General features: G+C 34.3%; 8 protein-coding genes. All 8 read right to left on the bottom strand.

The window, feature by feature from the left end:
• Positions 1 to 14: 14 nt before the first annotated feature.
• A complete protein-coding gene (locus ACPWTF_RS03220; protein ID WP_427874368.1) occupies positions 15 to 1,655 on the bottom strand; it encodes a sodium/sugar symporter in 1,641 nt (546 codons plus the stop codon).
• A 57-nt stretch (positions 1,656 to 1,712) separates the two neighbouring features.
• The gene (locus tag ACPWTF_RS03225) at positions 1,713 to 2,855 is read right to left on the bottom strand and encodes an acyltransferase family protein (protein ID WP_427874369.1); all 1,143 of its coding nucleotides are present in this window, start codon (positions 2,853 to 2,855) and stop codon (positions 1,713 to 1,715) included.
• A gap of 108 nt (positions 2,856 to 2,963) precedes the next feature.
• Positions 2,964 to 6,101: a glycoside hydrolase family 2 TIM barrel-domain containing protein gene (locus ACPWTF_RS03230; RefSeq protein ID WP_427874370.1), complete on the bottom strand. Its 3,138-nt coding sequence runs from the start codon at positions 6,099 to 6,101 to the stop codon at positions 2,964 to 2,966.
• 177 nt (positions 6,102 to 6,278) lie between these two features.
• The gene (locus ACPWTF_RS03235; RefSeq protein ID WP_379795746.1) at positions 6,279 to 7,166 is read right to left on the bottom strand and encodes an inositol oxygenase family protein; all 888 of its coding nucleotides are present in this window, start codon (positions 7,164 to 7,166) and stop codon (positions 6,279 to 6,281) included.
• Positions 7,167 to 7,656: 490 nt separating this feature from the next.
• A complete protein-coding gene (locus ACPWTF_RS03240) occupies positions 7,657 to 9,117 on the bottom strand; it encodes a hybrid sensor histidine kinase/response regulator transcription factor (protein WP_427874371.1) in 1,461 nt (486 codons plus the stop codon).
• Positions 9,101 to 9,730 carry a triple tyrosine motif-containing protein gene (locus ACPWTF_RS03245; RefSeq protein WP_427874372.1) on the bottom strand — a complete coding sequence of 210 codons (630 nt, stop codon included), beginning with the start codon at positions 9,728 to 9,730 and terminating at the stop codon, positions 9,101 to 9,103. The genes ACPWTF_RS03240 and ACPWTF_RS03245 overlap by 17 nt, the downstream gene beginning before the upstream one ends.
• A complete protein-coding gene (locus ACPWTF_RS03250) occupies positions 9,727 to 10,821 on the bottom strand; it encodes a ligand-binding sensor domain-containing protein (protein ID WP_427874373.1) in 1,095 nt (364 codons plus the stop codon). The genes ACPWTF_RS03245 and ACPWTF_RS03250 overlap by 4 nt, the downstream gene beginning before the upstream one ends.
• 14 nt (positions 10,822 to 10,835) lie before the next feature.
• Complete coding sequence (locus tag ACPWTF_RS03255; RefSeq protein ID WP_427874374.1) at positions 10,836 to 11,693, bottom strand: ligand-binding sensor domain-containing protein; 858 nt, start codon at positions 11,691 to 11,693, stop codon at positions 10,836 to 10,838.
• Positions 11,694 to 11,698 lie beyond the last annotated feature (5 nt).

Below are 11,698 nucleotides of genomic sequence, written 5' to 3' on the forward strand. Positions count from 1 at the left end.
GCAATTACAAAATCTTACCAGAAAACAGTGTACAAAGCCACTAATATTCCGCTAATGATAAAAGAACCGACTATAAATTCTGAAGAAACTTTAAACATTGATTTGTCAACTTCTATCTGATGTTTTTCTGCTTCTTCTTCTTCAAAAACTGGTTTCGCTAAACTAATTCCAACCATTATAAATACGATGATGAAGAAAACGATAGTCATTCGGTCTAAGAACGGATAATCAGGAAAAGCACCTTCTGTCCACATTGGCAAGAATTTCAAAACTGCTGCAATTGGCACTGTCAGCAATGCACCAGCCAATCCGGCTGTTGGAGTTGTTTTTTTCCAGAACATTCCCAACAAGAAAATCGCGAGAACTCCCGGAGAAAAAAATCCAACGTATTCTTGGATAAATTGATACGCCTGATCTAATGATTTTAATGCTGGAGCTACAAAAGCTGCAATAATCATACAAACCACAACACACCATCTTCCTGTACGAACCAGCTTTTTTTCTGATGCTTGAGAATTGAAGTATTTTTTATAAATATCTAAAGAAAAAATGGTCGAAATACTATTTGCTTTTCCTGCTAAAGAAGCTACAATTGCTGCCGTAAGAGCCGCTAGCGCAACACCTTTTAATCCCGCAGGAAGCAAATTCATTAAAGTAGGATAAGCATGATCTGGTTTTAAAACTCCCGCTGCATCAACCATTTCCTGTTGAAACATTCCGTTTTCATGCATTACAAACATGGCAATTCCAGGTAAAACAGCAATAATCGGAACTAATAATTTTAGAAAAGCAGCAAATAAAATTCCTTTTCGAGCTGTTTTTAGATCTGCTCCCAAAGCTCTTTGAACGATATATTGATTGCATCCCCAATAAGCTAAATTATTAATCAGCATTCCGCCCACTAAAACGGATATTCCTGGCAATTCATTATAATGCGGACTGGATTTGTCTAAGATCATGTGCAAATGATCTGGCGCTTCTTTAGCAATAACGGCCAGCCCTTTTAGAATATCTTTCCCAAAACCAAACTGATCTGACAGTAATGTCAAAGCTAAATAAGTTGTTACCAAACCTCCTAAAATTAAAACAATAACCTGAAACATATCTGTGTATCCAATTACTTTCATTCCGCCTAAAGTCACGATTACAGAGAACAAACTCAAACCAATTACGCAAAACTGAAAGCTAACAGGAGCGATAGAAGAAATGGCTAAAGCACCTAAATAAATAATTGAAGTAAGATTAACAAACACATAGATTAAAAGCCAGATGATTGCCATAATTGCACTTACTGTACCGCTATATCTTTTAGCCAAAAATTGAGGCATGGTAAATATCTTATTCTTCAAATAAATTGGCAGAATAAACATTGCCACAATAATTAAAGTAGCGGCAGACATCCATTCGTAAGAAGCAATTGCCAGTCCAATAGCGAAACCCGAACCGCTCATTCCAATAAAGTGCTCTGCTGAGATATTAGAAGCAATTAAAGAAGCTCCAATTGCCCACCAAGTAAGCGATCCTTCGGCCAGAAAATATTCGTTAGAACTCGTTGTTGCAGTTTTTTTGCTTCTGTAAATATACATTCCATAGGTGGTTACTATAACAAAGTAGATAAAGAAAACAATGTAATCTGCGGTTTGTAATACATTCATAATTGTGTGGTTATTGTGTGGTTAGATAGTAAGATGTATTTCAAAATTTGATTGATATCAAATCTTGAGAAACCATTTTCGTTTATATAGAAAGTACAGTAAAGTGAGCTGTACAACTGTTACGGATAAAGCAGCAAAAAAAGGTTGCCATATAAGCGGTGTAAAATTTATAAGTCCGCCGAAAATATAATCTGCGGTATGTTTAAAATCGACTAAACCTTCAGCAGCGATGTAAATTAGAATAGAATTTGAACCAATCAAAATCAATGGGAATGCCCATTTTTGAAAACCAAATAAATCGATTATCACATAAAAAAGGACAAAAAACAAAATACTGAATCCGCCAACAAAACAGACAAAAGAACTCGTCCATAAATGTTTGTTTATTGGAAAACTGATATCCCAAATCAAACCAGTTACAATTAAAACTACAGCTGCTAAAGTCATCAAAAGCAATTTTACATTGATTGAAAATGGACATTTTGCTTTTAAAAATGTGCCAGTAAAAACGCCCAACAAAGCGGTTGCAATAGCAGGAAGAGTTGAAAATATTCCCTCAGGATCGTAAACTGTACTGTGTAGTCTTCCTGGTAAAAGCAAACGATCTATGTAGCCTTCCAAAGAGCCTTCTTTGGTTAAAACCCCAGCTCCAAAGCCTGGTACTGAAATCCATTTCATCGCTGCGTAATAACCTATCAGAATACCGAAAAACCAAATTAGCTGTTTTTTAAAATCAAAATTCAGAAAGATGATTCCAGCAAAAAACCAAGCTAATCCTATTCTTCCTAAAACACTCGCAAAACGCGTTTGATCAAAACCATCAAATCGCAACAATCCATTTACTACAAATCCGAGAACTAGTAAAATACAAGTTCTTCTAAGCATTGATAAATATATTTTTTGCTTTTCGCTTGACGGTAAATCTTTTGGAGATTTCACACCTGCCAATTGCATTTTCTTTTCGAAAGAATATGGCATTGAAACACCGGCAACAAACAGAAAAACAGGAAAAATCATATCATAGAAGGTAATACCATTCCATTCCGCATGATGGAGTTGTGATGACATCCAGACAAAAATTGGAATTGGAGCCGCTTTAGCCAGAGCATGAACAATATGTTCGCCACTCATGATCCAAAACATCACAAATCCGCGCAGTGCATCTAAAGAAATTAATCTTCCGCTTGTAGGGTTACTCATTTTAGTTTTAAGTTTTCGGTCTCGGTTTCAGTTAGTTTTCAGTCGCAGTCGCAGTTTTCAGTTCTAACTGTGACTGAAAACCGAGACTGAAAACTGAACTTATTTAAGTTAAAGTGGTTTAATAATAAATCCGTAGCTGTATTCGCTTTGGGTTAAAGTATATTGTTCGTGTGGCGGTGCGCCCCAACTGTTGTCTCCTCCTAATCCGCGTTGGGTTAAGTCTACACAAACTACTACTTCTTCTCTTGGTGTGATGTCGCTGGAATGAATATTCTTTTTAGAAATTCCACCATCAAAATCACTCGGATAATTATTTAAAGTACTCATACCTAAAGGCTGCAGACCTTTTATTTCAATGCCGTTTCCTTTATTCGCTGATAATTTAAACCAGCGTACATCTGTCTTATATCCATTTTCTTGTGGGCGTGTATAAGGCACATATTGGTCTGCAACTTTACTGGTATAAATTCCTTTTAATGATGATGTTTTTCTGTCAGGATAATTTTCCAACGGTTCTCTTCCATAATAATCCAGATTTTCTAATGTGTTTTTTAAAGTAAAAATCATTCCGAAACGCGGTAACTCTGGCAGCAGATTATTTCCTTTTTTATAAAAAGCCTGAATCTCTAAAGCGTCATCATTTCCTAATGCGTATTTGATGGTATAATCAGAAGCAACATCATTCAATTTTAATTTGGCTATGATGTATTTCTTGCCGTTTTCTTCGCTTTGCTGGATGCTTTCCAGCGACGTATTTTTCCCAGCCGTTCTCCAAACATTTGTTCTAATCTGCATTTTATTTCCAATATCATTATCGGTTGGGGCTCTCCAGAAATTTGGTTCAGGATACTGTTTAAAATATTCCTCGCCTTTTAAGCTATAGCATGAAATCAATCCAGACGTTTTACTAATTTTAACCGTAACATTATCCGAAGTCAAAACAAACTGATCTTTTTCATCTTGAATTTTTGCTGTATTTGATTTTTCTGATTTTTCGAAATATTTCCCGTCTTCGATTACAAATTGTTCTTTAGCAATTTCAAAGTTCTGAGGCAATAATTCTGAACCTATTTTCGTGTAAGCAAAAACATTCAACAAATATTCTGTTCCTTCTTTTGACTTTAATTTTGGTAAATCAAGTTTAAACTGTTTTTTTGTTTTCGGATCTAATACAACATTAAAAGTTCCGTCTTTAATTACTTTTCCATTTTCTAAAACTTCATATCTAAAGTTGTATTTATTCAGGTTTGTAAATCCGAAATCATTATTAATTTCAATTACACCGTTTTTAATGTCAATCGCTTTAAACAAGATATTCTGATAGACTTTCTTTACTTCAAAAGCGCCTGGATGCGGTGTTCTATCGGCATAAACTAAACCATTGTGACAAAAATTTTCATCATTTAAATAATTCTGGCTTCCCATATCGCCGCCATAAGCCCAGTATTCCCTGCCCGCTTCATCTTTTCTTTTATACCCTTGATCTACCCAATCCCAGATAAAACCGCCCTGCATATTTTTGCTCCCGCGAATGATATCCCAGTATTCTTGAAAATTTCCGCTGCTGTTTCCCATTGCATGCGAATACTCACACATAATATACGGACGACTCACTTCTTTTCTTGCCGCATATTCTTTCATGTATTCAATCGTTGGATACATTGGACAAACAATATCTGTATTTTCATTTTCTTTTGCCTGTTCAAACTGAACCAAACGGGAATTATCTCTTTTTTTAATCCATTTGTAAGCTTCGTGAAAAACAGGTCCGTTGGCACTTTCATTACCTAATGACCAGATAATTACAGACGGCATATTTTTATCTCTTTCAACAAGGCTATAAATTCTGTCCAAATGCGCTTCTCTCCATTCTGGAAGATAACCCGGATTCGTTTTGGGATTCATCCATTTTAAAGGCTGTCCTTCTACTCCCATTCCATGGCTTTCGATATTGGCTTCATCCACCAAAAACAAACCGTATTTGTTACATAATTTAACCCATAAAATATTGTTCGGATAATGACTGCAACGAACTGAATTGATATTCAGCTGCTTCATCATTTTAATATCTTTCATCATCGTAGCTTCGTCCTGATAATGTCCCGTTTCTGGATTGTGTTCGTGGATGTTGACACCATGAACCATTAACCGAACTCCGTTTACCAATAATTGACTGCCTTTTAATTCTACTTTTCTGAATCCGATTTGTGTTCCAACGCTTTCTACAAGGTCTCCTTTTTCATTTTTTAAAGTTAGAATCAACGTGTATAAATTAGGCGCCTCACTACTCCATAATTTTGGGCTCGATACATTTTGAGTAAAATTTAAATTCTGATTTTTTGAAGCTTCTAAATTGACATTCAATTCTTTTACGAATACATTTTTCCCAGAAGAGTCAACCAGTTTGGCAACTAATTTTTGATTGTTAACCGAAGTTGAAGTCAGGTTTTTCAAACTTACATCAACACTTAAACTTCCGTTTTTATATTTGGCATCTAAATCTGGTTTGGCAAAAAAATCGGCAACACGAACATTATTTGTGCTGTACAAATACACATTTCTGTCAATTCCTGAAAGTCTCCACATGTCCTGATCTTCTAAGTAAGAACCATCGCTCCATCGGTAAACTTCAATCGCTATATCATTTTTTCCAGGTTTTAGATATTTCGAAATATCAAATTCTGCCGGACTTTTAGTGTTTTCCGTATAACCAACTTTTTCTCCATTTAACCAAATATACATTGCTGCCGTTCCTGCTTCGAAATGAAGAAAAACATGACGGTTTTTCCATTTTTCTGGCAGCACAAAATCTCTTTTATAAGATCCAACCGGGTTATCCCAATGATTGATAAATGGCGGATTTTTTTCGAATGGATATGTAATGTTGGTGTAAATTGGCACGCCGTATCCGTTAAGTTCCCAATTGGAAGGCACTTGAAGTTCTTTCCAATGCAGCGTACTGAAATCCGTTTTGTAAAAATCCTTTGGGCGCTCGTCTGGTGTTGGCGACCAAGAAAATTTCCATTTCCCGTTTAGAGAAAAGTACCAAGGTGAATTTTCATATTTATCCAATATAACAGAATTTTCATCTGCAAAAGGAAGAAAAGCAGCGCGGGCCGGTTCTCTGTTAATTTGAAAAACCTCTGGATTCTCCCAATCGTTACGGACTTTTTCCTGAGCAAAAACCAATGTATTGGAAAGTACAAGCAGGCTTAATAAAAGTATTTTGGTTTTGATATTCTGCATTATTTTGGTTTTAGATAGCTGGCAATTATTATTCTAACACTTAGAAACATAGTTTTTCTTTTATCAAAAAGCGCTTCAATTATTTCAAAAAATAGCTATGCGTGGAAACTAGTTTCTTCTATAAATCTTTCACACTCAAAAGAAAAAACTATGTTTCTATGTGTTTAAAATAAACTTTTAAAACTTCAATTTCTCTGGTAAATATTTAGCAACTAATTCTTTATAGTAAGGAAGTAGTGCCTGCACATCTGGTTTAACCGGAGCTTTTGTATACAAATCGTATGGATTAAATTTTCTAACCCAGTCAAACATTTCAATGTCTTTTTCGTTCATTAAATGCGAGTAGGCATTTTCTTTATGTTGTGAATAAAATGAATGATAACGAATCATATATAAAGCCGGATCCGGAAGGTAATCTTTCATTATCTGGTACAAATATTCGTCATGTCCCCAGCTCATTTTTACATTATCCAGTCCGCAGTTTTCTGTATAAACTCCAAATTTGGTATTAAATCGTTCGTCTGTAAAATCCGGATTTTCTTTAAAAAATTCTGAATACACGATTTTATCTGAATAGGCACAGCCAACAGGAAATGTATCTCCTACAACTGCCCACTGCGGCTCTCCAAACAAACATAAAACTTTACCTAAATCATGAATAAAACCTGTCAATACAAACCAATCTGGATGACCATCGGCACGGATAGCTTCTGAAGTCTGTAAAAGATGCTGTGTTTGATCTAAGTCAATATCTGGGTCGCTGTCGTCTACAAGCGTATTCAAAAAATCAACAGCTTCCCAGATTGACATTTCTTTTCTATTAAATTGCAGAAAATCTTGTTCTTTACTGCATACAAAATCATAGGTTTGATAAGTATGATTTATTCTGTAAAATTCCTTAACTGTTTCTACTCTTTCTGAATCGACATAATTCCTAAATTCTTCCTTTTGCTTTTCTTTTACACTTTCATTTTCTTCAGAAGGATCAGGATATCGAATCAGCAAATCATCTTCCCAGTCATCTAAATTGTTCAACGGATTGTCTGTATCTATATGTTTTTTCATAATGATAAATAGTTAAAAGTTACAAGACAAAAATAGAATTACATATTCCGTTCAAAATGGATTAATACATCAAAAACATGGATAATTCTTGTTATTGTAGGATTTTTACATTAAAAAAAAATCTAAAAACCTGAATATTTGTTTTTTGTCATTTTATGGAAGTCGAAATTATATTAGACTTTCTATATAGGAAATTGCCAATGTTGGTCGATTTTCGAATGTGGTCCTTCCTTCGTCAGGATGACAAGATTGAAGATTTGTATTTCAAATATAGCCCGTGGTTTCAACCACGGGAAACGTTGTAAGGAAAATTAGATTGTCGATATGCATTGTGTCCCCGTGGTTGAAACCACGGGTTATGTTTTTGGTAATCTAAAAAAAATCTTTGTCAAAGTTTTAAACTTTGACAAAGATTAATCTCCTATAAATTCGTTAAAATTAGTGTAATTGCTTCGCCAGTTCGCTATCGCTCGAGTCGTGGCAAAAAAAACTAATTAATCAGTTTACTAGGTGGGAAACCAAATTGTTTTTTGAAGCACCTGCTAAAATACAATGGATCATTAAACCCAACTAAATTGGTTACTTCAGAAACATTGTATTTTTTACTTTTAAGCAATTCCGCAGACTTTTTAAGACGAATCGTTCTAATAAATTCGTTTGGAGCTAAATCTGTTAATTCCTTAATCTTTCTGTAGAGTTTAGAAGAGCTCACTCCAAGCTTATCGCAAAGAAATTCGGTAGAAAGATCTACTTCGCTTAAATTATCATTGATCAAATTGGTTACTTTTTCCATAAATTCTTCGTCAATAGGAGAATGCGTCAGCATACTTACTTTGCTTTCAACTTCTCCAGAGAATTTTTGCTTAAGTTCCAATCTTGATTTGATCATGTTTTCAATCACCGTTTTAAGCAACAATGGCTCAAAAGGTTTTACTAAATAAGCATCAGCTCCTGTGTCGTAGCCTTTTACTTTATCCATATTTTCTGAAAGTGCCGTAAGCATAACCACTGGAATGTGGCTAATGAACTCGTCATTTTTAAGCTGTCGACAAAATTCCAAACCGTCCATAATTGGCATCATGACATCAGTAACACATACAATCGGTTTAATTTGTCGGCAGATTTTTAGACCTTCCTCACCATTTTCTGCATCGTACACTTTATAATAATCCGACAAATAATCAACCAGATATTTTCTAAGTTCGCTATTATCCTCAATTACAAGAATTTTCTCTTTTAAATCGGTGTTTTGAATAATTTTCTTAGCCGCTTTTTCAGGAATAAGCATACTTAAATTATCATTTTTAATAGCATATTCAAACACTTCCTTGTGCACGTAAGAAGCACGATCAATAGGAAGTTCAACTTTAAATGTACTTCCTTTTCCTTGAGTGCTTTCTACAGCAATATTTCCTTTGTGAATCGCCACCAAAGATTTCACCAAAGATAAACCAATACCCGATCCTGTATTATTGGCCTTACTGTTTGAAGCCTGATAAAAACGCTTGAAAATCTTCTCCTGACTTTTTAACGGAATACCAATTCCATCATCAGTTACTTCAATAACCAAAATATCTTCAACGGTGTCTTTTAATCTGATATACAAATCGACATTTCCGTTTTTGTTGGTAAATTTTAAAGCATTTGATAAAAGATTGTACAAGATTTTATCGTACTTATCATTATCAATCCAACCGTTTATTTCATCATCTTCAGAGATAAAATTGAGTTTAATCTTTTTGTTATAAGCCATTTCTTTAAACGAATCAAAAATATTTTTTGAGTACGTCAAAATATTGGTCTCCGTAACTTTCAATTTCAATTCGCCCGATTGCGCTTTTCTAAAATCTAATACTTGATTTACCAAATTCAATAGTCGGCTTGCGTTCTGATAAATCAGATTGTATCTGCTTTTTTCGTAATCTGTAGCATGGCTATTTTCTTCCAGCAATTGTTTCGCACGAGCCTAAAATCAGAGTCAAAGGCGTTCTTAATTCATGAGAAATATTGGTAAAGAAACGCAGTTTTTCATTATTCAGCTTGATATCATGCTCTCTATTTACTTTTTCGGTAAGCAGTTCTTGCTTTAAGCGAATTCGATTTTTGATTTCTTTCCTAACAAAATAGAAAACACCAAACAAAATGGCAAAAAACATTAAAAAAGAAGTCGGCGTTAGCCAGAATGGAGGCAGGATTTTTATTTTATAAGAAACTATTTTGCTCCAATATCCATCGCTGTTGCTTGATCTGATTTTAAAAGTATAATTGCCCGGATAAAGATTCGTATACTGCACAATTCTTGAAGTGCTATTGGCTGTAATCCAATGTTTATCAAACCCTTCCAACATGTATTGAAACTTATTTAATTTTTCGTTTGCAAAAGAAGGAGCTGAAAACTGAAGAGAAAAGTTGCGATTTTTATGGCTTAATTCAATTTCTTTTCCATAATTGAGATCTTTTGAAAGCGGAATTTCTCCATTTATTTCCATTTCTGGAAAAACTTCTTCGTTCTGAATTTTAAACTCTGAAATCACTGGTAATGGCGACCAATTATTTCTTTTCATTGCGGGTGGAGAAAAAGAAATAATTCCGTTTTTTCCCCTAGAAAAATATTAGAATTATTAAAATAAAAGAAGCCGCTAGCGCTAAAAACATCCAATCGGTTTCCACTATTTACATGATAAATGCTAATATCTTTTAAATTCGATTTGACAAAAGCAATATTATTGTTGTTGATATTCAGCCAGAGATTTCCACTTGCATCAGATAAAATATCGGTAATCCATTTACCAGAAAGCTCTTTTAGATTTTTAACAGGTTCAAATTCATTCTTCTTCGGATTGTACAAACACAATCCAAAACGCGTTGAAGCCCAAATTTTACCTTTAACGTCTACCAAAACATCACTTACATTTTCGTCGTGCGGAACTCCTTTTTCTTTTATGAAAAGCGACGAATAGGTTTCTATTTTTCCTGAACTAATATTATATTTTACAACACCAGTTTCAGTAGCAAACCAAACATTATTTTTGGCATCTCTCTCGATAGCATTAATCTGAAAACCAGGCAAAAGTTCGTTAGAAGCCTGCACTTGAAGTGTTTTAGTATTTAAAACTACGGCACCTTCGCCAAATGAACCTACGATCATTAAGTCGTTACCAATTTTGCTAAAAGCAAAAACAGGCGACTTTTCAAAACCAACTTTAATTTCTCTGGAGGAATTTGCAACATAATTGTAAACCAAAACATTTCCATCCCAAAGACCACAGTAAAAAATCTTTCCATCATCTGAATAAATGCTGGCAATATCTTTTCCAGTATTGTGCAAAGGAGTTGAGCTTTTTGTATTCGAGATAAAAAGTCCGTTGTGGTACGTCGCGACAATAATTTTCTGATCGTACGTTTTTGCAAATCCTCTAATTCTTGGCGCCTGATTGCCAATAGAACGCGAAATATCTTTGTTTAATGTAAACTGATTTTCGTACGGATCATATTTGTCCAAACCGTCTTCAGTTCCAATCCATAAAACGCCAGATTTATCAAAATAAAGAGCTGAAATTAAATTATCGACAAGCGAAGTATCATCAGACAAAATAGAATAATACCATTTGTAATTTCCATTCTGAATGTTTTCTAACTGGTCGCAAACCAACAATCCTCCTAAAGTTCCTACCCAATATTTACCATCTGGAGCACGAGCAACAGATAGAAAATAAGGCTGCCTAATGCACCCCTAACCTGTTTGTTTTCAATATATAAATTAACAAACTGATTTGTAGTCTTATCTAATTTGTATAATCCCTCACGAGTTCCAACAAAAATATCCTGTTTTGCATCTTCATAAATAAAGTTGATGTACGGATTTTTTATATTGGAATAAGGAACAGAAAGCGTATAATTGGTAATTCTGACAATGGCACCTTTGGCATCCATTGTAATTTTGGCAACAGATGAATTTTCATAACTTCCAATCCAGACATTTCCTTTTTTATCTTCGAAAATTTCTTTAACGTAATCAAACCCTTTTAATTTAATTCTCTCAAATCGATTTTCATTCAAAAAGAACAGATACATTCCTTTTGTCTTCGTACCAACCCAAACTCTTTTGAATTTATCTACATAAACCGATCTTACTTCATCATCTGGCAAACTGTTTGGATCATCTTTTTTATGAAAAAAAGTGGTAAAAACATGTGTATCCATTTTGAAAAGCGTCAATCCTTTTCGCGTACCAATCCACAAATGATTAGAAGCTTCGTCAAGTTCTAAAGCTGTGATATCATCATTGTATAATTTATTTTTTCCAGGAGTTGAACTCATGTAGTTTTTAAACTGATAACCATCGAAACGGTTTAGTCCTGAAAATGTTCCAAACCACATGAAACCTTTTTTATCTTGTACAATATGGCGTACTGAGTTGTGAGACAATCCATTATTGTCATTATAATGCGCGAATTTTATACTCTGTGAATAAGAATGATAAAAAACGGCAGATAATAAGAATACTAAAAAGAATTTTTGTCTCATGAAAA

Source organism: Flavobacterium sp. MMS24-S5, from assembly GCF_050320125.1.
Taxonomy (GTDB): Bacteria; Bacteroidota; Bacteroidia; order Flavobacteriales; family Flavobacteriaceae; genus Flavobacterium; species Flavobacterium tyrosinilyticum.

Coding starts and splice junctions, on each gene's coding strand:
- ACPWTF_RS03235 (WP_379795746.1), bottom strand. CDS start 7,166: ATGAAAAAACATATAGATACAGACAATCCGTTGAACAATTTAGATGAC.
- ACPWTF_RS03230 (WP_427874370.1), bottom strand. CDS start 6,101: ATGCAGAATATCAAAACCAAAATACTTTTATTAAGCCTGCTTGTACTT.
- ACPWTF_RS03225 (WP_427874369.1), bottom strand. CDS start 2,855: ATGAGTAACCCTACAAGCGGAAGATTAATTTCTTTAGATGCACTGCGC.
- ACPWTF_RS03245 (WP_427874372.1), bottom strand. CDS start 9,730: ATGAAAAGAAATAATTGGTCGCCATTACCAGTGATTTCAGAGTTTAAA.
- ACPWTF_RS03255 (WP_427874374.1), bottom strand. CDS start 11,693: ATGAGACAAAAATTCTTTTTAGTATTCTTATTATCTGCCGTTTTTTAT.
- ACPWTF_RS03220 (WP_427874368.1), bottom strand. CDS start 1,655: ATGAATGTATTACAAACCGCAGATTACATTGTTTTCTTTATCTACTTT.